The organism is Micromonospora sp. NPDC048898 (assembly GCF_043198035.1).
Classification (GTDB): domain Bacteria; phylum Actinomycetota; class Actinomycetes; order Mycobacteriales; family Micromonosporaceae; genus Micromonospora.
In genome coordinates, this window is record NZ_JBICUF010000002.1 from 320,054 (window position 1) to 345,537 (window position 25,484).

At 70.6% G+C, this 25,484-nt stretch carries 24 protein-coding genes; 11 read left to right on the forward strand and 13 right to left on the reverse strand.

The genetic code is table 11. From position 1 onward, the window contains the following. Positions 1 to 490: 490 nt before the first annotated feature. The 5 genes from ACGFIQ_RS08280 (at position 491) to ACGFIQ_RS08300 (ending at position 3,911) form a co-directional block, all read left to right on the forward strand. Positions 491 to 670 carry a hypothetical protein gene (locus tag ACGFIQ_RS08280; RefSeq protein WP_393241144.1) on the forward strand — a complete coding sequence of 60 codons (180 nt, stop codon included), beginning with the start codon at positions 491 to 493 and terminating at the stop codon, positions 668 to 670. Between the two features lie 410 nt (positions 671 to 1,080). Continuing rightward, positions 1,081 to 2,295 carry a chitosanase gene (locus tag ACGFIQ_RS08285; protein ID WP_393241147.1) on the forward strand — a complete coding sequence of 405 codons (1,215 nt, stop codon included), beginning with the start codon at positions 1,081 to 1,083 and terminating at the stop codon, positions 2,293 to 2,295. A 119-nt stretch (positions 2,296 to 2,414) separates the two neighbouring features. Then, entirely contained in the window at positions 2,415 to 2,807 is a 393-nt protein-coding gene (locus ACGFIQ_RS08290; RefSeq protein ID WP_393241150.1) for a MerR family transcriptional regulator, read from the forward strand. Then, complete coding sequence (trxA, locus tag ACGFIQ_RS08295) at positions 2,777 to 3,124, forward strand: thioredoxin (RefSeq protein ID WP_393241153.1); 348 nt, start codon at positions 2,777 to 2,779, stop codon at positions 3,122 to 3,124. Before ACGFIQ_RS08290 ends, trxA begins: the two co-directional genes overlap by 31 nt. A gap of 40 nt (positions 3,125 to 3,164) precedes the next feature. Further along, complete coding sequence (locus ACGFIQ_RS08300) at positions 3,165 to 3,911, forward strand: MBL fold metallo-hydrolase (RefSeq protein WP_393241156.1); 747 nt, start codon at positions 3,165 to 3,167, stop codon at positions 3,909 to 3,911. A 94-nt stretch (positions 3,912 to 4,005) separates the two neighbouring features. On the opposite strand, the gene ACGFIQ_RS08305 is transcribed toward ACGFIQ_RS08300, so the two are convergent. Next, the gene (locus tag ACGFIQ_RS08305) at positions 4,006 to 4,473 is read right to left on the reverse strand and encodes a cold-shock protein (RefSeq protein ID WP_393241159.1); all 468 of its coding nucleotides are present in this window, start codon (positions 4,471 to 4,473) and stop codon (positions 4,006 to 4,008) included. A gap of 227 nt (positions 4,474 to 4,700) precedes the next feature. Here ACGFIQ_RS08305 and ACGFIQ_RS08310 point away from each other — a divergent pair, with 227 nt between their 5' ends. Beyond that, positions 4,701 to 5,207, forward strand: a complete 507-nt coding sequence (locus ACGFIQ_RS08310; protein ID WP_393241162.1) for a nitroreductase/quinone reductase family protein — start codon at positions 4,701 to 4,703, stop codon at positions 5,205 to 5,207. A gap of 123 nt (positions 5,208 to 5,330) precedes the next feature. Then, positions 5,331 to 7,223, forward strand: coding sequence for an ABC transporter ATP-binding protein (locus ACGFIQ_RS08315; RefSeq protein ID WP_393241165.1), 1,893 nt, complete (start codon positions 5,331 to 5,333; stop codon positions 7,221 to 7,223). Positions 7,224 to 7,307: 84 nt separating this feature from the next. Here ACGFIQ_RS08315 and ACGFIQ_RS08320 read toward each other — a convergent pair whose 3' ends face one another. Both ACGFIQ_RS08320 and ACGFIQ_RS08325 read right to left on the reverse strand, forming a co-directional pair. Further along, positions 7,308 to 7,871 carry a PepSY domain-containing protein gene (locus ACGFIQ_RS08320; protein WP_393241168.1) on the reverse strand — a complete coding sequence of 188 codons (564 nt, stop codon included), beginning with the start codon at positions 7,869 to 7,871 and terminating at the stop codon, positions 7,308 to 7,310. Positions 7,872 to 8,013: 142 nt separating this feature from the next. Then, positions 8,014 to 8,493, reverse strand: a complete 480-nt coding sequence (locus tag ACGFIQ_RS08325) for a GNAT family N-acetyltransferase (RefSeq protein ID WP_393241171.1) — start codon at positions 8,491 to 8,493, stop codon at positions 8,014 to 8,016. A 69-nt stretch (positions 8,494 to 8,562) separates the two neighbouring features. Between ACGFIQ_RS08325 and ACGFIQ_RS08330 the strand changes: the two genes are divergently transcribed. Continuing rightward, positions 8,563 to 9,444 carry a LysR substrate-binding domain-containing protein gene (locus ACGFIQ_RS08330; RefSeq protein WP_393241174.1) on the forward strand — a complete coding sequence of 294 codons (882 nt, stop codon included), beginning with the start codon at positions 8,563 to 8,565 and terminating at the stop codon, positions 9,442 to 9,444. 87 nt (positions 9,445 to 9,531) lie between these two features. On the opposite strand, the gene ACGFIQ_RS08335 is transcribed toward ACGFIQ_RS08330, so the two are convergent. The 4 genes from ACGFIQ_RS08335 to ACGFIQ_RS08350 form a co-directional block, all read right to left on the reverse strand. Further along, on the reverse strand, positions 9,532 to 10,086 hold the full coding sequence (locus tag ACGFIQ_RS08335; RefSeq protein ID WP_357557339.1) for a DUF5872 domain-containing protein: 555 nt from the start codon (positions 10,084 to 10,086) through the stop codon (positions 9,532 to 9,534). 86 nt (positions 10,087 to 10,172) lie between these two features. Then, positions 10,173 to 11,462, reverse strand: a complete 1,290-nt coding sequence (locus ACGFIQ_RS08340) for an ATP-binding protein (protein WP_393241178.1) — start codon at positions 11,460 to 11,462, stop codon at positions 10,173 to 10,175. After that, a complete protein-coding gene (locus tag ACGFIQ_RS08345) occupies positions 11,459 to 12,154 on the reverse strand; it encodes a response regulator transcription factor (protein WP_393241181.1) in 696 nt (231 codons plus the stop codon). The genes ACGFIQ_RS08340 and ACGFIQ_RS08345 overlap by 4 nt, the downstream gene beginning before the upstream one ends. Before the next feature lie 270 nt (positions 12,155 to 12,424). Next, positions 12,425 to 13,237 (reverse strand): hypothetical protein, encoded by an 813-nt coding sequence (locus ACGFIQ_RS08350; protein WP_393241184.1) that lies wholly within the window; start codon positions 13,235 to 13,237, stop codon positions 12,425 to 12,427. Between the two features lie 53 nt (positions 13,238 to 13,290). On the opposite strand from ACGFIQ_RS08350, the gene ACGFIQ_RS08355 reads away from it, so the two are divergent. After that, entirely contained in the window at positions 13,291 to 13,755 is a 465-nt protein-coding gene (locus tag ACGFIQ_RS08355; RefSeq protein ID WP_393241187.1) for a septum formation initiator, read from the forward strand. 277 nt (positions 13,756 to 14,032) lie between these two features. Here the strand turns inward: ACGFIQ_RS08355 and ACGFIQ_RS08360 are convergent, their stop codons facing one another. The 3 genes from ACGFIQ_RS08360 to rpsD all read right to left on the reverse strand — a co-directional run bounded on the left by ACGFIQ_RS08360 (position 14,033) and on the right by rpsD (position 19,821). Continuing rightward, positions 14,033 to 14,425 carry a hypothetical protein gene (locus ACGFIQ_RS08360; protein WP_393241189.1) on the reverse strand — a complete coding sequence of 131 codons (393 nt, stop codon included), beginning with the start codon at positions 14,423 to 14,425 and terminating at the stop codon, positions 14,033 to 14,035. Between the two features lie 623 nt (positions 14,426 to 15,048). Then, positions 15,049 to 18,972 (reverse strand): ThuA domain-containing protein, encoded by a 3,924-nt coding sequence (locus ACGFIQ_RS08365; RefSeq protein WP_393241192.1) that lies wholly within the window; start codon positions 18,970 to 18,972, stop codon positions 15,049 to 15,051. A 240-nt stretch (positions 18,973 to 19,212) separates the two neighbouring features. Continuing rightward, positions 19,213 to 19,821: a 30S ribosomal protein S4 gene (rpsD, locus tag ACGFIQ_RS08370; protein ID WP_357064267.1), complete on the reverse strand. Its 609-nt coding sequence runs from the start codon at positions 19,819 to 19,821 to the stop codon at positions 19,213 to 19,215. 41 nt (positions 19,822 to 19,862) lie between these two features. On the opposite strand from rpsD, the gene ACGFIQ_RS08375 reads away from it, so the two are divergent. After that, entirely contained in the window at positions 19,863 to 20,591 is a 729-nt protein-coding gene (locus tag ACGFIQ_RS08375) for a DUF2470 domain-containing protein (protein WP_393241195.1), read from the forward strand. Positions 20,592 to 20,728: 137 nt separating this feature from the next. Next, positions 20,729 to 21,019: a DUF1540 domain-containing protein gene (locus ACGFIQ_RS08380; RefSeq protein ID WP_393241198.1), complete on the forward strand. Its 291-nt coding sequence runs from the start codon at positions 20,729 to 20,731 to the stop codon at positions 21,017 to 21,019. A gap of 52 nt (positions 21,020 to 21,071) precedes the next feature. Here the strand turns inward: ACGFIQ_RS08380 and ACGFIQ_RS08385 are convergent, their stop codons facing one another. The 3 genes from ACGFIQ_RS08385 to ACGFIQ_RS08395 form a co-directional block, all read right to left on the reverse strand. After that, a complete protein-coding gene (locus ACGFIQ_RS08385) occupies positions 21,072 to 22,532 on the reverse strand; it encodes a hypothetical protein (RefSeq protein WP_393241201.1) in 1,461 nt (486 codons plus the stop codon). Next, entirely contained in the window at positions 22,529 to 24,382 is a 1,854-nt protein-coding gene (locus ACGFIQ_RS08390) for a dynamin family protein (RefSeq protein WP_393242156.1), read from the reverse strand. The genes ACGFIQ_RS08385 and ACGFIQ_RS08390 overlap by 4 nt, the downstream gene beginning before the upstream one ends. Before the next feature lie 115 nt (positions 24,383 to 24,497). Then, positions 24,498 to 25,385, reverse strand: coding sequence for an IniB N-terminal domain-containing protein (locus ACGFIQ_RS08395; protein ID WP_393241203.1), 888 nt, complete (start codon positions 25,383 to 25,385; stop codon positions 24,498 to 24,500). Positions 25,386 to 25,484 lie beyond the last annotated feature (99 nt).

Sequence of the window (25,484 nt, forward strand, 5' to 3'; positions counted from 1 at the left end):
CGGCAAGGCGGAGATTCGTCCGGATACCGGTGTTGTATCCGGACCAATCTCCAACGCGGCCGGTCGTCGTCTGGGCCCGCCGCAGGCCGGCCAGGGGCTTTGACACAGGCCCTAACAGGGCTCGTAGATCAAACGCGTCGAGAGGCGAGTCGGGAACGGATTGCCAGTGCGGGGCGTGGTCCGGGAGCATCCCTGGATGGACGTCGTCGCCCAGTGGGTCAGAATCAGTTGGATCAAGCAGTCCCGGGGAGACGCCCAGGACAACCGCCGGAACGCCCTGCCCGTAGCGTTCGCGCTCCCGGAGGGGCAGGCCACGCTCACGCACGAAGTCGCGATGGACGAGCGTGACGGGTTCGAGCCCCACAGCACCGTTCACCATGCGGAGCCCTCCGGTGACACGGTCCGACTCCGCCGTGCGGACGGGGAACTGTGGGTAGACCTCATCCCGGCACCCTCGGGTAGACCCTTGCGCCGTCGCCGCCGAGGGGCGGTGCGAGTCCCCCGAGGTGAGTGGTTGCGCTGGCAGGTCAACTACCGGTTCGCCGCCCGCTACAGCGCGAACTGGCACTACCGTCTCGACACGCTGAACATCGCGTACGGCTCGGTTCCTCCCGACATCTTCCTCGCCGAGCCGACCAACGTCATCGACGAGCGCATGCACCTGCGCTGACCCTGGTTGGACCATACGGCCCGTCCGTCTCGGAAGGGCGACGCCGGGTCAACGCGGCTGAAGTCCACACCAGAGGCGGAGCCGGAGCTACAGAGTGCGGCCAGGTACTCGTCTCGCTGGGGCAGCGCGCCGGCGCTGACCAGGATGCTCCGCAGGTGCGCAACCGTGCGGACGGGCACCGCGAGCCGGTCCAGCGTCTACCGTCCGGCCGTCAAGGCTCGGCCGAGGGCCTTGCGCATCATCGTGTTCATGAGATCGCGGTTGATCCCGCGTCGTCCACGATTGACTGTTGATCGACGTAGCACTATTTGTTAATAATGTTTCCTGATGCTCGCGGTGCCCACCGGGGCCGATCGCCGCGCCGGGCACCGACCGGCCGGCGGCACGCCGCCCCTTCCCCGAGGAACACCATGGTGCGCAAGAGAACAGCCGCCTACGTCATGGGCACCCTGCTGACCGGCGTCGCGGCGGTCGGCTACGGCCTGCCGTCGGCCAGCGCCGCGACCGCCGGCCCGATCACCGGTCTCGGCGGCAGGTGCGTCGACGTCGCCGGGGCCAACCCGGCGAACGGCACGCCGGTCCAGCTCTACGACTGCAACGGCAGCGCGGCCCAGACGTGGACGGTCGGCAACACCGACACCTCGATCCGCGCGCTCGGCAAGTGCCTGGACGTCACCGCCGCGTCGACCGCCAACGGCGCCAAGGTCCAGCTGTACGACTGCAACAACACCGGCGCGCAGAAGTGGACGGCCAGCAACGGCGCACTTGTCAACACCGCCTCGGGCAAGTGCCTCGACGTGACCGACCGGAGCACCGCCAACGGCGCCCGGTTGCAGATCTGGACCTGCGGGGGCACCACCAACCAGCAGTGGACGCTGCCCGGCGGGGGCACACCCGGCCCGACGCCGACCGCCACCGTCCCGGCCGGCACCAACCTCGACGACCCGGCGAAGAAGGACGTCGCCATGCAGCTCGTCTCGGCCGCGGAGAACTCCTCGCTCGACTGGCGCGCGCAGTTCTCCTACATCGAGGACATCGGCGACGGGCGCGGTTACACCGCCGGCATCATCGGCTTCTGCTCCGGCACGGGCGACATGCTCGAACTGGTCGAGGCGTACACGCGCACCAAGCCGGGCAACGTGCTGGCCGGATACCTGCCGGCGCTGCGCGCCGTCAACGGCACCTCCTCGCACGCGGGTCTGGACCCCAACTTCCCCCGCGACTGGCGGGCCGCGGCCACCGACTCGGTGTTCCGCGCCGCGCAGGAGGCCGAGCGGGACCGGGTCTACTTCAACCCATCGGTACGCGACGGCAAGAACGACCAGGTTCGGGCGCTCGGTCAGTTCGCCTACTACGACGCGGCGGTCATGCACGGGTACGAGGGCATGCGCCAGATCCGCAACCGCGCCCTCGCCCGCGCGAAGCCCCCAGCCCAGGGTGGCGACGAGCGGACCTGGCTCAACGCGTTCCTCGACGAGCGGGTCATCGAGATGAAGAAGGAGGAGGCCCACTCGGACACGTCCCGCGTCGACACCGCCCAGCGGGTGTTCCTCAACAACGGCAACTTCACCCTGAACACGCCGTTGGTGTTCGCCGTCTACGGCGAACAGTTCCGCATCGGATAGACGAGTAGACGCTCAGGGTGCCGCCTCGCGGCACCCTGAGCCGTCCCTGGGCGCGACCTTGCCTTGACGCTGACGACAAGGTTTAGCCTGGTCCGCGACGGGCTGGTCGAGGAGGTCTGATGCTGATCGGCGAGCTGGCGGAACGGGCCGGCACGAGCACCCGGACGTTGCGCTACTACGAGGCCCACGGGTTGGTACGTCCGCAGCGCTCGGCCAACGGCTACCGCGTCTACGACGAGGCGGAGCTGCGGGTCGTCCAGGAGATCCGCGCGCTGCTCGACGTCGGCTTCGGCCTCGACGACGTCCGTCCGTTCGTCGCCTGCCTGCGGGCGGGAAACACGTCGGGCGACGTCTGCCCCGATTCCGTGCTGGTGCTGCGACGCAAGCTCGCCGAGGTCGACGACTACCTCGGTCGGCTCACAGCGGTCCGTCAGCAGTTGCACACCCAGCTCACCCACGCCATCACGCACCGGGAGGAAACATGCCCCAGGAGACGACAGTCGGCTCCCTGACCACCGTCACCGATGCCACGTTCGCCGAGCTGGTGCTCGCCAGCGCCCGGCCCGTCGTGGTCGACTTCTGGGCCGAGTGGTGCCCGCCATGCAAAATGATCGAGAAGAGCCTCGTCGAGCTGGCCGGGGAGTTCGGCGACCGGATGGTCATCGCCAAGCTCAATTCCGACGACAACCCGCAGGCCACGCGACGCTACCGGGTCATGTCCCTGCCGACACTGCTGGTGTTCCGTCGGGGTGAGGTCGTCGGTTCGGTCGTCGGGTCCAGGCCGAAACTGCACCTGCGGCAGAGCCTGACCACGCACGCCGGGCTGTGACCGATCGAGACGCATATCCATCACTGGCACAATTGTCGACATGGTCGACTGGTACGTCCGAGGTGAGGCGGGTAATGGCGTCATCCGGATCTCGGAGCCGCACGTCAACGAACTCCTGTCGGCGAACCTCTGGTGGTTGCGCGGCAACGATCGTGACATCGTGGTCGACGCCGGGCTCGGTGTCGTCGCCCTGCGGGAGGCGATCCCGGCCATGTTCGAGCGTGATCCGATGGTCCTGCTCACCCACGCGCACCTGGATCATGTCGGTGGGGCTGCTGAGTTCGCCGACCGGGCCGCCCATTCCGCCGAAGCGGGGCTCCTGGCGGCGGGCGTGCCGGCGAGCCTGTACGGGGCGGAACTCTACGACAAACTCGGCATCGACGCGGCGGGACAATCCGTCCCGGAGCTGATGCTCGACACGTTGCCCGAGCCCGACTACGACCCGGCCTCCTACCGCGTCGAACCCGTCACCCTGCACCGCGTGCTCGACGATGGCGACCGCGTCGACCTGGGCGGGCGGACACTGACCGTGCTGCACCTTCCCGGCCACACACCGGGCAGCATCGCCCTGTTGGACGAGGTCAGCGGTGCCCTGTACTCCGGCGACGTCGTCTACGAGGGCTATCTGATCGACGATCTGCCGAACTCCGACGTGGCCGCCTACCGACGAAGCATGGAGTTCCTCGCCGACCTCGACGTGTCCGTCGTGCATCCCGGCCACGGGCCCAGCTTCGACCGGGCACGCCTTCGCCAGTTGGCCGAGGCCTACCTGCGCAGGAGCGCCTAGGGCGAGTCGCGGACCGGCCCTGGGGTGCTCACCGGCGCGGTGACCCGCGCCGGTGAACCCTACTTCGCGGCGCGTCGGCGCGGCGACCAGCGACTCAGCTCTCGACCCAGCCGTGCGATCTGGCGTGGTCGACGAGAGCCTGCCGGATCGAGGAGACCTGGGCCGCGGTCAGTGTCGGCACCCGCCCGATCAGCAACTCGGTCACCTCGTAGGTGAACTCGCGCGGTGACAGGACGTCGCACATCCCGTCGTCGTCACCGGTCTGCCCGGTCCGCGTCGGCGCGGCGTCCGGAACACGTTCCGGACGGGGAACCGCGACCGGATCGACGACCCGAAGCGTGGCCACCTTCAGGCCACGGTCGCCGGCCTCGACCTCGTACTCGACACGCATGCCGGGATGCACGAGATGCCGCAGCTCACCGAAATCGTTGGCGTGGACGAAGATGTCCTCGCCGCCCTTCGACGGCGCGATGAAGCCGTAGCCACGCGTCTCGTCGAACCTGATGACCTTACCTGCCGCCCACACAGACACCACCCACTCCACCAACTCAACGCTGTCCACACATTGCCCGCCAACGGTAGCGGATTCCGCTCACCGATGCGGGGACGGCCGGTCCACCGGCAATCGGGGCAACCGGCACCGGCACACCGAGAGAACCGCTCGCACCCGCCCTGGCGGGCAATCGTGGCCCGATCGGAGGTGTCGGATGCATAGACGGCCACTGGTGCGCCCGGCGCCGTGGCTGGCATCCTGTTCGCACCATCGCCGGGCAGGTGTGGGAGGTCGTCGTGTCGATCGAGGATCGAGCGGAGAAGCCGAAGCTTCCGCCGCGCTGGTTCATCCGGACAGCCTGGTCCGTACACCGGGGTCTCTATCGGGTCTTCCGCGGCCGGGTCGGGCTCTGGCGGCCCCGCCCGGACCGTTGGGGCACGCTACGGCTGACCACCACGGGTCGCCGCAGCGGCCAGCAGCGCGGTGTCATCGTCGCGTACCTGGAGGATGGGCCGAACCTGTTCACGTTGGCGATGAACGGCTGGGGCGAGGGTGAGCCCGCCTGGTGGCTCAACCTACAGGCACATCCGGACGCGGCAGTCGACCTGGTGGACGGGCAGCGGCAGATCCATGGACGCGCCGCGACCGGCGACGAACGGGCACGCCTGTGGGCCCGCTGGCGTGAGGTCGACACGAAGCTCGACGCCTTCGCGGCGCTGCGTTCGTCCGAGACCGCTGTGGTGGTTCTCGAACCCCGCTCCGGTGCCGAGGGCGTTGCCGATTACCGGCAGCCCGACGCCTGACGCGGGGTTCCGCGCCCCCACACCGTCGCTCGGCCACGCGTCCAGCGACAACACAGCCACGCGGCGCGGTGACTTGACCTCAAGCTCGGGTGAGGTCCTAGCCTCCACTATCGGAGGTAGGGCATGAGTATGGAATTTACCGCGTGGACGTCTCTGCACCACGCGATGAACGCGAAGGAAAAACGACCGCTGTCCCGTGTCACCCTGAAACGTATCGTGGGGTTCGCGCGGCCGCACCGGACCCTGATCGTCAGGTTCCTGCTGTTGAGCGTGCTGACGGCGGTCCTCACCGTGGCGGCACCGGTCCTCGCCGGGCGGGTGGTGGAGGCGATCGTCGACGGCGCCGACAGCGGCGTCGTCATCCGGTTGGCGGTGTTGATCGCCGTGATCGCCCTGGCCGAAGCCGGCCTGGGTCTGGTGACGCGGTTCCTGTCCGCCAGCATCGGTGAGGGGCTCATCGTCGCGCTGCGGACGGCCGTCTTCGACCACGTCCAACGCATGCCGGTGGCGTTCTTCACCCGGACGCGCACCGGTGCGCTGGTCAGCCGCCTGAACAACGACGTGATCGGCGCGCAGCGGGCCTTCAGCGACACCCTGTCCGGGGTGGTCGGCAACACTGTCACCCTGGCGCTGACGCTTGCGGTGATGCTCAGCTTCTCGTGGCAGATCACGGTGCTGGCGCTCGTGCTGCTACCCGTCTTCGTCCTCCCGGCGCGTCGGATGGGTTCGAAGCTCGCCCAGTTGCAGCGTGAGGCGGCCGAGCACAACGCGGCCATGAGCACACGGATGACCGAACGTTTCTCCGCGCCCGGCGCGACCCTGGTCAAGCTGTACGGGCGGCCGGCCGAGGAGTCGGCCGAGTTCGCGGCACGGGCGCGTCGGGTGCGGGACATCGGCATCCGTGCCGCGATGCTCCAGTGGGTCTTCATCACCGCGCTCACCGTCGTCGGCTCGCTGGCGCTGGCCCTGGTCTACGGGCTGGGTGGTCTCTACGCCCTCCGGGGCAGCCTCGACGCCGGGACCGTGGTCGCCCTCGCTCTGCTGCTGTCGCGCCTCTACGCGCCGTTGACCTCGCTGGCCAGCGCTCGGGTGGAGGTGATGAGCGCGCTGGTGAGCTTCGAGCGGGTGTTCGAGGTCCTCGATCTCAAGCCGCTGATCCTCGACCGGCCCGACGCGCGCCCGCTGCCCGACGGGCCGGTCGCGGTGGAGTTCGACAGGGTGCGGTTCGGCTACCCCTCGGCGGACAAGGTGTCGCTCGCATCCCTGGAGGACGTGGTGAAGCTCGATGCCCGCGGCGGCGAGGAGGTGCTGCACGGGGTGTCGTTCCGCGCCGAGGCGGGGCAGATGGTCGCCCTCGTCGGCTCCTCGGGGGCGGGCAAGTCGACGATCGCGCAGCTCGTCCCCCGCCTGTACGACGTCGAGGACGGCGCGGTGACGCTCGCCGACGTCGACGTACGCGACCTGTCGGCCGAGTCGATCCGGACGGCGCTGGGCGTGGTCACCCAGGACGGGCATCTCTTCCACGAGAGCATCCGCGCCAACCTGGCGTTCGCTCGACCGGACGCCACCGAGGACGAGATGTGGGAGGTGCTCCGGCGGGCCCGCCTCGACGACCTGATCCGCTCACTTCCCGACGGGCTCGACACCGTCGTCGGTGAACGCGGGTACCGGCTGTCGGGCGGGGAACGGCAACGGCTCACCATCGCGCGGCTGCTGCTGGCCCGTCCGCGCGTGGTCATCCTCGACGAGGCCACCGCGCATCTCGACTCCACCTCCGAGGCTGCGGTTCAGGAGGCCCTCGCCGAAGCCCTGACCGGCCGGACGAGTGTGGTCATCGCGCACCGGCTCTCCACCATCCGTGCGGCAGACCAGATCCTCGTCGTCGAAGACGGCCGGATCGTCGAACGTGGACGACACAACGACCTGCTCGCCGCCGGTGGGCGGTATCAGGAGCTGTACCGTACCCAGTTCGACCAGGACCAGCCGACGGTCCAGGAGCAACGCGTCGCCATCTGAGGCCGCCGCAGCGGGCGCCTGCTGCACGACGCGGGCCGCCGCCCACCCCGGGGAATCCCCGAGGCGGGCGGCGGCAGCGGACGGTCAGTCGTTGTCGTTGTCGTCGTCGTCCTTGTCCTCGGCGTCGTCGTTGTCGTCGGCGTCGTTGTTGTCGTCGGCGTCGTTGTCGGCGTCGTTGTCGTCATCGGCGTCGACCGGCTCCTGCTCGGCCTTGACCACCGAGCCGTTGTCCCGGTCGACGTCCACCTCGTGCTCGGTGTCGCCCGCGACGATCTCGACGCTCCACACCGGCTGTCCGTTCTCCTGCTCGGCCTCGACCTCGACGATCTGGCCGCCACCGGCCTTGGCGAGCGCGATCTCACCGGCGCGCTTCTCGTCGACCGCGCCGCCCGCCGGAGCGGTGCCGGTGGACGGCGTACCGCTCGACGGCGTACCCGATCCGGTGCCGGCCGACGGCGTACCGCTGCTCGTCGCCGGAGCGGCGCTGCCCTCCGGCGCGTCCGTGGCCGTCGGTGCGACGGTGGCCGCGGCGAGTGCCGTGCCGCTGGTACGCCTGTCGTTCGCCGCGTCGACGCCGAGCGCGACCCCGGCCACCGCCAGCACCGCCGACCCGCCGACCGTCGCCAGAAGCAGGTTGGTGCGCTTCATCGTGGTGTCCACCTTTCCTCGGATGTCAACTCCTGGGCTGTCGACTCTGAGGATCCGCTGAACGGGGATAGCACCGCGCTGTCCGAACGCTAAGGCCGGGTTAAGCCAGCGACCCTGCGGCCGGGCCCTCGGCCTGGGCTGGTCAGAGCGCCATCTTCATGAAGACGTCCGCGCGGGCGTACGGCGGCAGCGGGATCTGATCCGGACTCACGTGCTGGAAACCGGTGGCCTCGTAGAGGTGCACGGCGTTCGCGAGCCGGGTGTTGCTGCCCAGGAACAGGGTGGTCGCGCCGAGTTGGCGGGCGCGCTCGATCGCCGCCTCGATGAGCTGGCGGCCGAGGCCCTTGCCGCGCGCCGCCGGGGCCACCGTCATCTTCGACAGTTCGAAGACGTCGTCCGAGCTGCGGACCAGGGCGACACAGCCGATGATCTCCGCGCCGTCGCGGACGATCAGCACGTCGCCACCCGGGTCGACGATGGCGGTGAACGGGTCGTTGAGCGTCTTGCGGTCCGACTCCTCGATGGTGAAGAAGTGGGAGATCCATTCTTCGTTCAGCGTCCGGAAGGCCTCGGCCTCCGCGGCGGTCGTCATGGACGTGATGGTCAGCGTGCTCGGCTTCATGGTTGTATTCTCGGCCACCGCCATTCAAACGTCCAATATCTTGTTCGGGGTCATCGGTATCCTTGAGGTATGGAACCCGAGTTGCGCCACCTGCGCTACTTCGTCGCGGTCGCCGAGGAGCTCCACTTCGGCCGGGCCGCGGTGCGGCTGCGGATGGCCCAGCCGCCGCTGTCGCAGCAGATCCGCCAGCTTGAGGCGATGATCGGCACGCCGCTGTTCGTGCGTACCTCCCGGTCGGTGGCGCTGACGCCCGCGGGCGAGGCGTACCTGGACCGGTGCCGGCGGGTGCTGGCCACCGTGGCCGACGACGTGCACGAGGCGGGTCGGATCGGGCGCGGGGAGCAGGGGCGCTTCGACATCGGTTTCGTCAGTTCGGCGATCCAACTCGGGCTGGCCGGGCCGATCCGTCGGTTCCGCGAGCGCCATCCGGCCGTCCACCTGCGCCTGCACGAGGCGTACACGGCGCACATCGTCGACCGGTTGTTGAACGGCGAGGTCGATCTCGGCGTGGTTCGGGACGCGGACGACCACGAAGACCTGGTCGGCACCACGTTCGCCACCGAGTCCTTCGTCGCCGTCCTGCCGGCCGATCATCCGCACGCGGGACACCTCGCGATCGACGCCGCGGTGCTGCGCGACGACCCGTTCGTCTTCTTCCCCCGGGTGGCCGGCGAGCGGGCCTACCAGCGCAATCTCCGGCCGTGCCTGGAAGCCGGCTACACACCGAACATCGTCCAGGAAGCCACCAGCTGGGCCACGGTGGCGCACCTCGTCGCGGCCGGCCTCGGGGTGACGATCGCCCCGGCGAGCATCTCCGCGGTGGTGCCCGCCTCGGTGGGAGTGCTGCCGTTGACCGGCACCGAGGCCACCACCGAGGTGCAGATCCTGCGCCGCCGACAGGACGACCGGATCACCGCGACGGGCTTCGAGGCCGCGGGTCAGGCTCCCTGAGCCGCCCGGTGTGGCAGCACTCTGACCTGCCCGGTGCGGCAGCGGCTCTGACCTGCCCGGTGTGCGCCACCAGCCGTACCGGCACGGTCAGCCGCGCCGGTTGAGCTCCGCCTCGAGCCGCTGGACGAGCGTCTTGCGGTCCTTGCCGGCGTGCTCGTTGCGCAGCGCGGTCCTGAGCTGGCGGGTGTCGAGGCCACGGACCAGCTTGGCCGCCTCGGCGACCGACATCTCCGACATCCGCCCGGCAGTGGTGGCATCTCGCCGCGCTCGCTTGGCCGGCCCGGTGTTGGCGACGTACTGCCTGCCGGACCGGGACGCTTCGCGCTTCTTGGTGTCGGTCGCGCGCTTCTGGCTGTCCGACATCTCGTCCCACGCCTTCTTGGGCAGGTAACGACTCGTCGTGTCGCCCTTGCGGGCGCGGGTGTCGCCCTCCTTCGTCTGCCACTTCTCGTTGCCCCAGCGCTGGAGCGACTTCTGCCGCTCGTCCTTTTCGCCCAGGAATCCCCCGCCGCGCTTCTTGTACTCCTGAGTGACCAGCTGTGACTTGCGTGCCGACCACTGCCCCGGCCGACCGCCCTTGTCGGAAGCCTTGATCTCTTCCTTGATCTGCTCTCTGAGCTCGGGTTTCGTATACCGCGCCATGGCTGGCAGCTACCCGACGCCGCAGCGCCTATGCCTCCGGCCGCGACGTCGCAGCGCCTATGCCTCCCGCTGCGACGCCGCAGCGCCTATGCCTCCCGCTGCGACGTCGGTGGGCCGAGCCGCAGCAGCACCCGCGCCCCGCCCATCGGGCCGGTGTGCAACTCCAGGCGACCGCCGCCGGCCTGCGCGGCGCGTCGGGCGATGTCCAGGCCGAGGCCCGTCGACCCGGCCGCGCTGGCGCCCCGCCGGACCGCCCCGACCGGCATCCCCGGCCCCTCGTCGGCGACGGTGAGGACCACCTCCCCCGCGTCGCGGCCGAGGTGGACGGCGAACGGCGTCCCGTCCGGGGTGTGCGCGAAGACGTTGCCGAGCAGGGCGTCCACGGCCGCCGTCAGGTCGTCGGCGGGCACACCCACCGGCAGCGGGCCGGGAACCAGGTCGAGGGTGACGGCCCGGCCGGTGTCCTCGGCCAGCACCGACCAGAACGCGACCCGGTCGGCGACGATCGCCGCCGCGTCCGAGGCGGCCGGCCGTGCCGTCGGTGAGTGACGCCACCGGGCCTGCCGGATCAGCCCGGTGACCGCGCGTTCGAGACCGTCGGCCGCGGCGGTGATCCGGGTGGCGTCCTCCGGGTCGCGCAACGACTCCGCCTCCAGCCGCAACGCCGTCAACGGGGTACGCAACCGGTGCGACAGGTCGGCGACCTGTTCGCGTTCCTGCACCAGGAGCACCTGGATGCGGGTGGCGAGGTGGTTGAGCGCACCGGCCACCTCGCGCAGCTCGGCCGGGCCGGCCGGGGTGACCCGGGCGTCCAGCTCGGCGTTGGCCAGCCGGTGCGACACGGCGGAGAGGTCGCTGATCGGCCGGACCAGAGTGCGGGCCAGCCGGTCGGCGACCAACAGACCGATCAGCACCAGCAGCACACCGAGCAGGGCCAGCACCAACCAGGCCCGGGTGACCCCGGCGGTCAACTCGTCACGCGGCACCACGATCCGGATCACCCCGGTCCCGTCCGCCCGACCCTGCACGGCGATGACCACCTCCCGGCCGGCCGCCGACTCCCCGGTGAGGCTCTGCCCGCGCGCGGCCAGGGCCACCGCCGGCGTACGGGGGGTCTGCGCGCCGAGCACCGACCCGTCCGGCAGGAAGACGCTCACCGGTCGCCCGGATTCCGCGGCGAGTTGCTCGACGGTGAGCCGGATCGTCGCCCCGTCGGCGGTGCCGACCACCGGCACCAGGCTCTGCGCGTCGGCGGTGGCCGCGACGGTGGCCCGGTCCTCCGCGACGGTGCGGACCAGCAGCGCCAGCGGCACCAGGAAGGCGATGAGGGTGAGCACGCTGACCGCGGCGACGAGCAGCGCGAGCCGGACCCTCACGGCTGCGCCGCCGGTGCCTCGAGACGCACACCGACCCCGCGCACGGTGTGCAGGTAGCGCGGCTGTTGGGCGTTCTCCCCCAGCTTGCGGCGCAGCCAGGACAGGTGCACGTCGACGGTCTTGTCGGCGCCGCCGTACGGGATCTGCCAGACCTCGGTGAGCAGCTCCCGTTTGGTCACCACCTGGCCCGGGCGGCCGGCCAGGTGGTGCAGCAGGTCGAACTCGCGCGGCGTCAACTCGACAGCCGTCCCGTCCAGGGTGACCTGCCGGGACCGCGGGTCGACGCGCAGCCCGCCCACGACGAGCGACGGGTCCTGCCCGTCCGCGCCGGCCGGGCCCCGCCGGAGCACCGCCCGTGCGCGGGCGTCGAGCTGCGCGGCGGTGAACGGCTTGACCAGGTAGTCGTCGGCACCCGCGTCGAGCACCCGGACGATCTCCGCCTCGTCGTCGCGGGCGGTGGCCACGATGACCGGCACCGAGCTGACCGCGCGCAGCATCCGCAGCAACTCGCGGCCGTCCAGGTCGGGCAGGCCCAGGTCGAGCACGACGAGGTCGGGCCGGTCCTCCAGGGCGTCGCGGAGACCGGCCATCGCGGTCGAGGCGGCGGCCACCGCGTGCCCGCGTTCCCGCAACGCCCGGATCAGCGGCGTACGGATCGTCAGGTCGTCCTCGATGAGCAGTAGACGCGGCACACCTGGCAGGCTAGCGGCTCACCGCCTAGGACCACGCGATCTCGCCGTGCCGGTCGACGAAGCGGCCCGAGCCGTGTCCCGGCCCTTCGGTGGCGAGGGTGACGCGGCAGCGAAGAGGCCATGCGGGCGATCATCGATGCCGGGCTGGGAGAGCAGCGGCCGGAGGCGCTCGCGCGGGACCACGGCCGCCAGTACGGCCGATGCCCGTCGTGGGGCGGCCAACGCTCTACGCGGACTACAACGGCTGGCCGCTCGACCGCCAGCCGATCTTCAGCCCGCAGCCGATTCCCCGGTCCGTCCGGAATCGGCTGCGGGCGGAATTGGCGATGGGTGCCCGGGGCCAGCGATAGACCACGGTCCCAGTGACGGCGGGGGCTTGTGCCTGTCGAGCATGTCCTTGAGCCAAGCGTCAAGTTCGGCGTATCGAATCGCATCCCATCTGTCGGACAAATCCATCTCGTCTTCCGCCAAGGTTCTGACATCGAGGAGCGCTTCGCGGATCATCCAGAGCGGGATAGTGCATCGGTTGGTGCTGAAAACCGCCCGGCCGGAGCCCAGCGCGAAGACGACCTGAAATGGAAACTCGGTCACTCGATGGTGATCCATCTCGCGGAGGCAGCTGGCGATGGGTACCCATACCGTTTCGGCGTGATGCCCTTCAAGCTTGATAGGGAAGTCGGGGCCATCCGTGCCTTCCATCATGAACTTGGGCCACGGCCGGCCGATGAAGCCAAAGGAAGCCCCGCGTAGCTGCACTGCGCCGTATCCCTCGTTGATGATCGTGGCCGCCAGGACGCCGACCTCACGCCCGCTCTTCAGCTTTCGATGGGCGGTGTGGACGTAGGCCCTCACACGCGCGCCACCCCGTCGGTAGGTCAGCACCGACACCAGCAGGCTCGCTCCCGCCACAACGAGGGCTCCGATTGACAGCACGACCGCCAGGGATCCACCGTTCGCCATGGAGACAGCCTGGCAGGCCAGCACCACTGGCGACACGCTCGATCGGCCGGCTTGACGGCATGGCTCGTGGGTCCGGTCGGCGATGCGTCTGCTGCCCGAGCGCGGACTGGTCGTGACGTTCACCGGTCGAGGGTTCACAGGTGCCGACAACACCCTGGATCGGGGATAGTCGGGGCATGAGCCGTCGTTCGGTCCTCGTCGCCGCCGGGTGGGTGGCCACGGTCGCCGTGGCCACCCTGATCGGGCTGGGTGCGATCCGGTTAGTCGGGGAGAGCATCACCGGCACTCCGGGCGGAGTACGCAGCGAGGCGGAGATCGAACGGGCGCTCGCCTCGCCGGAGCCGGTGTCCACCGGCACGACGGGCACCGCCGCACCCAGGCCGGGCACGACGAGCCCTGCGCCGAGCGCCAACTCCGGGGCCCGTCGCGGGTTTGCCACCGACGGCGGCACGGCCGTGGCCGAGTGCGGCCCCGACGGTGTACGCCTCGTCTCCTGGGCGCCCGCCCAGGGCTACCGGGTCCGGGACGTGGACCGGGGCCCGGACGACGACGTCGAGGTCACGTTCGCGGGGCCGACCCGCGAGTACGAGTTGAAGGTGCGCTGCATCGGCTCGGAACCGGTGGCCGTCGCCGACGACTGAGCTGGATGTACACGTGAGGGTTTCTACGCCTACCACCGAGGCGCAGTAGGCCGTGACTGCGTCCGACTGCCCGCCCTGAAGGGACCTGTCCCGGGACCGCTCCCCTGCTCGATGCCGCTTCGGGCTGCCGAAGGCGTGCCCGGACCTGGGTCCGGGCACGGCGCCGCCTCTTAACCCAGGGGCGGACAGCCCGATCCACGACGGATCTCATCGCCATCGGGATCGGCGTGCGCGACGACGCACCTTGCGTTGACCGCTGGCGGGCCGCCGAACGGAATCAGTCTCCGTACCAGTGGAGCATCAAGCCAGGCTCGTCGCGCCACCTCGCCAGCAATGCCCGTAGCGCCGCCACCAGCCCGCGTTCCATGTCGTCATCTGCCGTCGCCTCGAGACGGTCGACTTCGACGTCGAGCTGCGGCAGATCCTCACGACTGAGTACGCCATCTGACCATGGGTCCAGCTGTCCCAAGATCGGCAGTCGGTTACCCCCGGCCGCGTTCATCAACGGCAGTAGCTCCTCGACGGGCACGTCGAGCAGCAAGCCGCATTCCTCCGCATTGGCCCACTCTTCGGCGTCAGCACGGTGGCGTTCACGCCGCTGCGTCCGGGTAGCACGACGCAGGCTCTTCGGACGCGGCTGCGGGGGGCGCAGCGCCAACAGCAGACCCACCTCGGCGACGGTACGGCATCACTTTCACTGAGCCTGTCCTACATCTGCGACTGGCCCACGGACATGGTGGAGAAGGGGTCAGCGGCACAACAGAAGGTCGGACCCCCGCACCTGATCGGGGATCGGTGGCCGGACCTGCCTGTTCCTCAAGGTGGAGCCGTGGCCATGGACGACGGACCCGTAACGCCAGCGCTAGTCATCTGGACTGCGCAACGGGCGATCACCCAGCATCACGAGTCACCGAGCCGCCGCGCGCAGTGCCGGGACAACGGGTGCGAGATGTTGACTTGGGCGCGGGACACACTCAAGACGCACCGCGGGTGATCGAGCGGGAGTTGCCCCGGTCAGTGTGGGTACCGATGCTGGCCCGGCAGACCGTCGCGCAGCACCAGGCGCACGGATCGTGCCGGCGCTGCCGGCCGGACGGGTGCACGGAGCTGCGGTGGGCCAGCGACCGGTTGAAGACCAGCCGGCCGCCGGGGCCGACGCCGCGCGGGGCCGCACCATGATCAGGTGATGAGAAGTAGTTGTCAGGAGGCCATCTGAACTACTGGGCATCACATGATCGAGGGGAGTCCGCCCCCACCGCCCGGTCGAGGGTGGGGGCGGACCCGGGTGGTGGTTCAGCTGGTGTACGCCTCGACCTCCCAGAGCGAATGGCCGTAGCCGGTGCCCCGGGCGGTGCCGTGGATCCGCAGGTAGCGACCGTTGGCGCCGAGCCCGGTGTGCTCGTCCACGCCACCGTCGGCCCCGGTCACCGTCTTCGCGGTGGTCCAGGTGGTGCCGTCGTTCGAGGTCTGGATCTGGTACGCGCTGCTGTAGGCCGCCTCCCAGCTCAGTTTGACCCGTCCGATCGCGGTGGGGCTGCCGAGGTCCACCCGGATCCACTGCGGGTCGGAGAACGTGCTCGACCAGCGGGTGGTGAGGCTGCCGTCGACCGCCTGGGCACCGGACACGTCGGCGCCCTCGGTGCTGGACGTCGACGTGGGTTTGTTCAGCAGCAGGTTGCCGCCGGTCGGGCCGCCCGTGCTGCCGTACACCTCGAACTCGAACAGCGAGTAGCCCCAGGCGGTGCCCCGGGTGGTGCCCAGCAGGCGGATGTAGCGGCCGGAGCCGGTCAGCCCGGTCAGGTCGTCCACGCCGCCGTCGCCGCCGGTTACCGTCCGGATCGTGGTGAAGGTGACACCGTCCGGTGAGGTCTGGATCTGGTACCCGCTGCCGTACGCCGCCTCCCAGGTCAGCTTGACCCGGTTGATGGCGTACGAGGCACCCAGGTCCACGTCGATCCACTGCGGGTCACCGAATGCGCTGCCCCAGCGGGTGCCGGTCGCGCCGTCGAACGCGTTCGCCGCGGTGTACGCGCCCTCGAAACTGGACGCGCGGGCCGGTTTGCCGCGAGCCAGGTTGGCACCCGGCTCGGGGTCCGGGCCGGGTTCTCCGGGGCTGCCGGAGAGGGTGAACTCGTCGATGTCGAAGTACGGGCCGGTGCCCTTGAAGACCAGGAACAGGGTCCGGGTGCCGGTGGGGGCGGCGACCCCGCCGGTGACCGTGGCGAAGGTGGCGTACCCGCCGGTGGGCACGACGGTGGCCGAGCCGACCAGCGGGCCGGTGGGTGAGTCGACCCGCAGTTCGAGGGTGCCGCCCCCGCCGGCCGGTGCGCCGACCCGGGCGCTGAACGACTGGACGCCGGTCAGGTTGTACGGGCGGAACGAGATCCAGTCGTTGTTGTCGACGTAGCCGACCGCCGCGCCGCCGTGTCCGGCCGCCCCGGCGACGATCTGGACGCCGGACGAGTCACCGAAGTGCTCGGCCTGCCGTACCCGGGGTTGCAGCACCGCCTGGGTGTGCGTGGTCAGCGCCGGTTGGCCGCCGCCGCCCAGGTCGGTGTACTCGGCGTCGATGATGCCGAAGATGTTCGCCGCGGTGTCGTGCTCACCGTCGGCCGAGGTCTGGATGACCCCCGTGCAGCCCTGCGCGCTGCCGAGTTGGTGGCCGTGCGAGTCGTGGCCGAGCACGTAGTTCACCTTGACCCGGGCGCAGTTGATCGCACCGTCCTGGGCATCGGTGACTGTCACGCTGAACGGCACCGCGTCCCCGAAGCTGAAGGTCTGCCCGTTCAACGGCGTGTTCACGGTGACGACCGGGGCACTGTTGCCGACGGTGACGACGAGGCTCGCGGTGGCCGTCTTGCCGGTGCTGTCCCGGACCGTGAGCGTGGGGCTGCGGGTCCCGTTCGTGGTGTACGTGAAGCTCGGGTTCGCGGCTGTCGAGTCGGTGGTGCCGTTGTTGTCGAAGTCCCAGGCGTAGGTGAACGGGTCACCGTCCGGGTCGAGGGTGCCGGCCGAGGAGAAGGCCACGGTCAGCGGCGCGGTGCCGCTGGTCGGGGTGGCGGACACCTTGGCGACGGGCGCTCGGCCCTCGCGGGCGTACTCGATGCGGTAGAGCGCCGAGTTGGCGTCGCCGTTGAACCAGCCGGTGCCGTAGTCGAGGACGTAGAGCGCGCCGTCCGGCCCGAACTCCAGGTCCATGACCTGGGTGCCGGTCCACGGGAACGGGTTGATCTTCAGTGGTTGGCCGGACGCGTCGAGCTTGATGTTCTTGATCCAGCGACGGCCGAACTCACCGGCGAAGTAGGTCCCGTCGTAGTACTCGGGGAACGCCACGGGCGAGGTGTTGTTCGGGTCGTACCGGTAGACCGGGCCGCCCATCGGCGACAGGCCGCCGCCGGTGAACTCCGGGGGCGAGCCGGAGCCACCGTACGGCAACCAGGCCGGGATGGCCGGCGGCAGTTGGGCGATGCCTGAGTTGTTCGGCGAGTTGTTGACCGGCCCGTCCGCGCAGTTGAACTTCGCCCCGGACGGCCCGGACGGGAAGGTGTAGTCGTTGTACGCGTCGTTGCGGGCGGTGCAGTACGGCCAGCCGTAGAAGCCGGGCCGGTCGATGCGGGCGAACTCCACGTTGCCCGCGGGCCCCCGGTTCGGGTCGGCGGTGCCCGCGTCGGGGCCGTAGTCACCGAGGTAGACGACGCCGGTGGCCTTGTCCACGCTCATCCGGAACGGGTTGCGGAAGCCCATCGCGTAGACCTCCGGTCGGGTCCGCGCGGTGCCCGGGGCGAACATGTTGCCGGCCGGAATGGTGTAGCCGCCGGCCGCGCTCGGCTTGATCCGCAGCACCTTGCCGCGCAGGTCGTTGCTGTTGGCCGAGGTGCGCTGCGCGTCGAACGCCGGGTTGCGCCCGGCCCGCTCGTCGATCGGGGTGAAGCCGGCCGAGTCGAACGGGTTGGTGTCGTCACCGGTGGACAGGTAGAGGTTGCCGGCCGCGTCGAAGTCCATGTCACCGCCGACGTGGCAGCACATGCCCCGGCTGGTCGGCACGTTGAGGATCAGCGTCTCGCTGGCCAGGTTGATGGTGTTGTCCGCGTTCACGGTGAACCGGGCCAGCCGGTTGACGCCGTCCCAGACGGCGAAGTCGGCCGGGGTGCCGGTGGCCGGCGCACCGCCGCCGGGGGTGCTCAGTGGCGGGGCGAAGTAGGCGTACACCCAGCGGTTGGTGGCGAAGTTCGGATCGGCCTTGATGCCCTGTAGGCCCTCCTCGTCTCCGGTGTAGACCGGCAGGGTGGCGGCGACCTTGGTGTTGCCGGCGGCGTCGGTGTGTCGGATCACGCCGTCGCGGGAGGTGTGCAGCACACCCCGGTCGGGCAGGACGGTGAGGCTCATCGGTTCACCGGTCTCGGCCGCGCCCCTGGCCAGCTCCACCTGTTGGAAGCTGCTGGTGACGGTGGGGCCGCAGTCGGCGTCGACCGCCCCGGCGGCGGTCTGGATGCCGCCGAGCAGGTGTTGCCGGAAGGCCGCCTCGGTGTACGACGCGTCGGTGTGCCCCAGGCCCGTGTACCAGGCTCGACCGCCGGAGTAGTTCTGGCACCAGGAGATCGGGTGGTCGGCACCCATGCTCCCGCCGGTGTAGGTGCTCTCGTCCAGCGTGGCCAGCACGTGCGCGGTGCCCCGGGGGTTGGTGCGGTAGTTGTACAGCTCGTCGAACCGGCTCCACCGCTGTGGCAGCGTCGCGGTGGACGGGTGCACCTGGTCGGCGACCTTGACGGTGGCGGTCTGCTCGGCCGGGTGCGCGGCGAAGTACGCCCCGACCAGCCCGCCGTACCAGGGCCAGTCGTACTCGGTGTCCGAGGCGGCGTGCACGCCTACGTAGCCGCCCCCGCCGGTGATGTAGCGCTCGAACGCGGCCTGCTGGGCGGCGTTGAGCACGTCGCCGGTGGTGGACAGCCAGATGACCGCGGCGAACCGGTCCAGGTTGGCGTCGGTGAACTGGGCGGCGTCCTCGGTGGCCTCGACGGTGAAGCCGTTGGCGGCACCGAGTTGCTGGATGGCGGCGATGCCCGGGGTGATGGACCCGTGCCGGAAGCCGGCGGTCTTGCTGAACACCAGCACGGTGAACGGCGCGGCGCTGGCCGCGGGTGGCACGGCGACGATGCCGCCGGCCACGAGGATCGCGCTCAGCGCGACGCCGAACCACGATCTCAGGGATCTGCGCACGGTTGTCCTTTCGCGGTGCGAGGACGGCGTGCGCCGATCACGCCTGGTGGTGGAGTGAGGTATGTGCATGCATCGTTGCGGCCGGATCCCGGCGCGTCAAGCACTCTTCCACCATCCGTGAGAGCGTTATCTCCGCAGGTCAGGCGCGACTGCCCGAAGCAAGATCAGATAACCGTTTTCCGGCCCGCGGGCGGGGCCCCGCCGCGCTCGGGGCCCCTCCCGACGGCCAGTCGCCGGACGTCAGCGCGAGTAGTACTCGACGACGAGTTGCTCGTCGCAGACGACCGGGACCTCCGAGCGCTGCGGCAGCCGGGTCAGCCGCGCCGTCAGGCCCGACAGGCTGACCTCGAGGTAGGGGGCCGGACGTTCCGAGGCGTGCGCGCCCGCCGCCGCGACGACGAACGGCGCCTTGCCCCGGCTGCGTTCCGCCACGGCGATGACGTCGCCGGGCCGCAGCCGCGCGGACGGACGGTCCACGCGTCGGCCGTTCACTGTGACGTGCTGGTGGGTGACCACCTGACGGGCCTGGTAGATGGTGCGGGCGAACCCGGCGCGCAGCACCAGCGCGTCCAACCGGCTCTCCAACTCGACGATCAACTCCTCGCCGGTCTTGCCCGAGCGGCGCACCGCCCGGTCGAACGCGCGCCGAAGCTGCCCCTCGTGCAGGTCGTACTGCGCCTTGAGGCGCTGCTTCTCCAGCAGTCGGACCTTGTAGTCGCTGGTGGTGCGTCGAGCCCGGCCGTGCTGGCCGGGCGGGAACGGTCGGCGTTCGAAGTAGCGCACGCACTTCGGGGTCAGCGCGATGCCCAGAGCGCGGGAACGCCTGACCTTGGGACGGGTCTGATTCATCAGTCACCTCTCTAGTAAGGTAAGGCTAACCTTATTAGGAGATGATCGCCGTGAGCAACCCCTCGACCAGCACGGACACCACCGACGACGCGGGCGTCCGACTCCGCTCGATGCTCGCCGCCGCCGACTCCCTCACCCTGCGCATCCCCGGGATCGAGGCGTACGTCGCCGGACGACACGTGGTGACCGGCGACGGGCGGCTGCGGATCGACCTACCGGCCGGCTGCCACCTGACCCACCACCTCGCGCAGCAGCGGGAGACAGTGGCGATGGTCGAGGTGACCGACCTGGCGCCCACCCCGGTCCGCAACCGGGTCCGCGGGCGCGGCACGCTCACCGGCTGGCTGGCGGCCGAGACCGTCCCGACCGACAGTGATCAGGAGCTGGTGACGATCCTCGACCTCGCCACCGCCGAACTGACCGCCGACGGCCGCACCACCTCCGTCGACCCGGACGCCTTCGTGGCCGCCCGGCCCGACCCACTGGCCGCCGCCGAGGCCGACCTGCTGTGTCACCTCGACCACCATCACCCGCAGACCGTCGACCGACTGTGCCGGCTCCTACCTGCCCACCACCTGCAGGGTGTCCGCCAGGTCCGACCGGTCCGCCTGGACCGGCACGGCGTCGTGCTCCGGCTGGAGTTGGCCCGGGGCGACCGGGACGTCCGGCTGCGGTTCGGGGCGCCGGTGTGGCATCCCGACCAACTCGGCGACCAGATCGAGGCGCTGCTCCGTCAGGCGCACGGCTGCCGAAGCCGACGTCCTCGCTGACTGACCGGCACTGATCAGGGCGATTAGGGAAGGCTCGCCTATGCAAAATATCCCCGAAAGAACCACCTGATAGGGAGTTGTCCCGTCGAAGCCGGGTACTGAGCTTGCCAGGCACACCGACGGAAGCGAGATCGCTGATGACCGACATGCTGGAGATGCCGCGGGTACACGAGTGCACCGTCACCGACTGCGGCTACAACCACGATGGCTGCCACGCGTTCGCCATCACCATCGGGCAGCAGAACGCCAACTGCGCGACGTTCATCGACACCTCGACCAAGGGCGGACTGGACCGCGTCATCGCCCAGGTCGGCGCCTGCAAGCGCAGCGACTGCCAACACAACGCCGAGTTGGAGTGCCACGCACCGTCCATTCGGGTGGGCCCGGGGCAGGACATCGCCGACTGCCAGACGTACCAACCGCGCTGAGCCCGGCGCGGGCACCGGTGGGGACGGCCGTCCGGGCCGCCCCCACCGCGCGTCAGCGACCGCCCGCGACCAGTTCGGCGATCATCCCCTCGCAGCTGCGGACGACGACCTGGGCCCCGCGCCGCTGCGCCAGCGGGAGCAGGGGGTCCTCGGCCCGGTCCCGCCACCGCCACTGCGCGTCGGCGGCAACCTCCCAGAGTCGCTGCACCGTCGCCTCGTGCTCCACGCCCAGTCGGGCCGCGAGGCCCACCCCGTTGCCCCCGACGAGCCGCTGCGCCTCGGCGGCCAACTCCGTGTCGAAGCCGAGCCGGGTGCTGCGCAGCGCGACAAGCAGGCGTAGCTCCCGGAACTCGTGCGCACCCGCGAGGATCCGCTCGATGGCGCCGGCCAGCTCCGCGGACCCCCGGGTGGGCTCGGCCCGCAGCAACGTCTCGACCGCGGCCAGCGCGGACCGGGCCTTGAGGGCGTCGGCGCGGTCGATGAAACAGCGGGTCACCGACTCGCGCAGCTCGGTGAGACCGCTGCGCCGAATGAGCTCGGCGGAGAGTTTCACCCGGCTGTCGAACCCGCTGCGTACCAGTGTGGTCGCCAGCCGGACGCCGAAGACGCCGAACCGGTCGAGCAGTGCGGCGCGCACCTCGGTTTCCAGCCGTACCGGCAGCTCACCGTGCAGGAAGCGGTCGGCGGAGAGCAGGTGGGCGTCCAACTCCGCCCTGGGCACCTGGGCGATGGCCGCGAGCGCGGCGAAGTCCGACTCGCCGAGCATCCGGCCGGCCAGGCCGAGCATCCCGCTGCACGCCACCACGTTCACGCTGAGCGCGCCGACCCGTGGATCGCGGTAGTGCCGACGAGCGAGCTGACGGGCGGTGAGCAGGCCGTCGATCCGACCTCCGCCGATCTCGTCCGCCCGGGACAGCACCATGATCACGTTGACCGGGGCGGTCTGCCCGACCACGCTGTCCCGGCCGGACTCCAGCACCCGCAGATCACTGTCGCGCGCGTCGCGGGTCAGATACAACACCGCGTCCGCGTCCCGTAACACCCGCTCCAACACCGGCGCCCGCCCCTGCTCGACGCCACCGGTGACCGCCGGGGTGTCGATGAGCGTGACCTGCCGCAGCGCCCGCGTCGGCCACCGCACCACGATGTCGCGCACGTCCCCCGCGCCCCAGCCGAGATCCACCCGCAGGCCGGTCGCCGACTTGACCACCGTCAACTCCTGCGGCGGCTGACCGGCCGGATAGGCGGTCGCGCGGGGCTCGGCGCCGTCCTCGTACCAGGTGAACGCCCCGTCCGCCCTCTCGACCGGCGCGACCTCCTCCCCCATCAGCGCGTTGAGCACCGTCGACTTGCCCGATCGCCACGGGCCGGCAACCGCGATCCGCAGCGGTTGCTCCAGACGGGCGACCTGGTGTCGCAACTGCCCGACGGCCCGGGGGTTGTCCTGGTAGAGGTCGATGGCCTGGTGCAGCAACCCCCAGGCCGCCTCGTCGAGGCGCTGCCCCACCGTCATGCCTGCGGCTCCAACCGCAGCGGGGCGGAACGCGTGCCCGTCAACTGCTGGGCCTGCTCGTGGAGTGCGGCCAACCGGGTCATCTTCAGCCGGATCTCGCGCTGCCGCTGCTCGCGCAGCGAGGCATCGGTGTCGGCCTCCTGCTTGGCGCTGCGGAACGACTGGACGATCGCCTCCTGAAGCTCCTCGGTCAGGCCCGTGAAGTGGTCCCGCAGCATCCGCTGCACCTGCCGGGCGGCGTCGCGGCAGTCGCGGATCATCCGGACGAAGAAGTCGTCGACGTGTCGCTGGATGGCCGTCTTGACTGTCGCCTGCCGGCGACGGAGCAACTGCTTGCTCTCGTCCCGGATGCTCTTGCCGCCGAACAGCGCCCCGATCCCCACCGAGACCGGGTTGATCATCGGCATGCCGGCCAGGGTGGTCGCCAGACCGAACATCAGCATCCCGCCGTAGGAGCCCTTCATGCCGGTGAACAGCTTCTGGCTCGCGGTGAACCGGTCGATCGTCGGCATCTGCAACTCGGGCAGCCGCTCCCCGAGGTCGTCCGGCATCGTCATCGACCAGGGCGGCAACACGTCGTAGCCGTACCTGTTGAAGTTGGCGGCCACCCGGCGGGCGATCCAGTCGCAGCGCTGGACCAGCCACTCGTGGTTGGCCTCCGCGGCCTCCACCAGGCTCCGCTCCAGCCAGTCCTGGAAGGTGTCCCAGGCGACGAGCGGATCGGCCGTGTCGAACGCCTCGTCGACCGTCCGCAGGATCTGTCGGGTCCGGTCGCGCAGGTCGTACTCGATGTCGGACAGCAGGTCGCCGATCTCGTCGCTCAGGGTGTTCTGCCAGCGGGTGGAGCACCGGCGCAGCTCGTCGACCTCACGCTGTGCGACGTGCAGCCGGGAGATCGGCCCGGACTGCTCCTCGGCCTCCTGGGTCGCCAGCTCGGCGCGCAGCGGCGCGGCCAACTGCTCCACCACCGTCCGAGCCACCGTCTGCACCGAGGCCCTGGCCAGGTGGTCGGCCTTGCCGGCCAGGTCCCGCTGTAGTCGGGCGATCAGCACGGGAAAGCCGGACTCGGCGTTGAGGCCCCGGTCGTCGGCCCCGGCGGCGCGCAGACGCAACGTCGCCGAGACCGGGATCAGCGTCGCCGGGATGCCGGCTTCGGCCAGGTGCTGCCGGTTGCGCTCGGCGACCGCGCGCCAGTCCGCCACCAGATCGGTCTTGCTCTGCACCACGACCACGTTGTGGTGCGAGCGCACGACGTGCAGCAGCATGTTGAGTTCGGCGACCGACAGGTCCCGGGTGGAGTCGGAGACCAGCAGCACGGTGTCGGCGCGGGCGGGAGCGGCGACCGAGGCGGCGCCACCGATGCCGGCGACCTCGTCGGTGCCGGGAGTGTCCACCAGCACCAACCCGGCGCCGAGCAGGGCGCGGGGCACCCCGATCTCGACGTACGCGGGACCGCCGCCCGGCTGTCGTCCGACCATGCCGGCCACGCTCTGGGCGACCTGGTCGAGCGCCACCGGGGTCCGCTCGACGGCCACCGCGAGCGCGGTGCCGGCGGGCCCGCCGCGGGCGGGTGGCGCCTGCGCGACCGCGGCGGACGGGGCCTCGGCATGCTGCACCACCGTCGGTAGGACTGTCGTACGGCCGTCGCCGACCGGGCAGGCCGGGGCGTTGATGATCGCGTTGATCAACTGGCTCTTGCCCTGGTTCGGTTCACCGATGACCAGGACGCGCAGCGTCGGGTCCAGCAGTTGGGCACGCTTCTGTCGGACCGTCTGGAGCAGGTCGCCACGACCGTGTGCACTGCACGTGCGGGCGATGTCGTCCAGTACGTCCAACCAGATCCCGGCCATCACCGCACCAAGTGTGCGGATTTCGGCTCAATTATCAAGAGGTTCCGGAACTGGAACCGGAGAGGGCCGGATCGCCCGAGACGATCCGACCCTCCGCTCCGACCGGAGAACCGGGTCAGAGCAGGCCGCCGGTGAGACCCAGCAGCCCGTGATCGGACGAGGCGTGCGAGTCGCCGCCGAGCACACCATCGGTGGCCCCGCCGGTCACGTCACCGACCGTGTCGGTGACACCGGGGAGGAGGCTGTCCACCTGGTGCGTCACGCCGCCCACCGTCGACTGCACGTCGAGCGGCGGGACCACACCGCCGACGACACCGTCGCCGTGCCCGAGGCCCAGCCCACCAAGGGTGTCGTCGACACCGAGGGAGCTGACGACCCCGCCGATCTGGCCGTGGGCGCCGGGGAGGACGCCACCGACCAGGTCGCCGCCGATCAGGTTCGGGTCGGTGCCGCCGAGCAGACCGCTCGCGTCACCGACGGTGCCGGTGACGTCGCCGATCACCGGGTCCGCGATCGCGTCCACCGGCTGCACCACGTCGGCGTCGAGGGTGTATGCCACATCCGAGACGCCGGCGAAGTCGGTGTCCAGGCCGGACGGGCCGACGCCCAGGCCGATCCCCGGCAGCACGGTGACCCCGGCGGCCGCCGTCGACGAGTCCACCGCGATGGCGCCGAGCACGCCCGCCTTGATGTCCACGCCGGTGGGGGAACTCGTCACGCTGATCTGCTGCGCCACGCTCTGCAACTGACCCACCACATCTGTGGCGTCGGTGAGCAGCGGGTCCAGCCCGAGCTGCCCGACCGGCGAGGCCAACGGCGCGAGGCCCGCCCCCGGCGCGTAGTCGACGACCAGCGGCACGACGTCCTGCACGTCCGCCGCGGTGATGTCGGTGAGCCCCGCGCCCCGCAGCGCGCCCTCGGGGTCGAGGTCGAAGGCCGACCGCGCGTCCGGGTTCGTCAGCAGGTCGAGCACGAAGTCGTGGAGGGTCTGGTGCGAGTCCATGTGCCGGGTTCTCCTCGGATGTGGCGTCGGCGGGTGTCGTACGTCGACAGTGACGCTATGGCCGGGGGCGCACCCCGGGCATCGGGGCTCAGCCCGCAT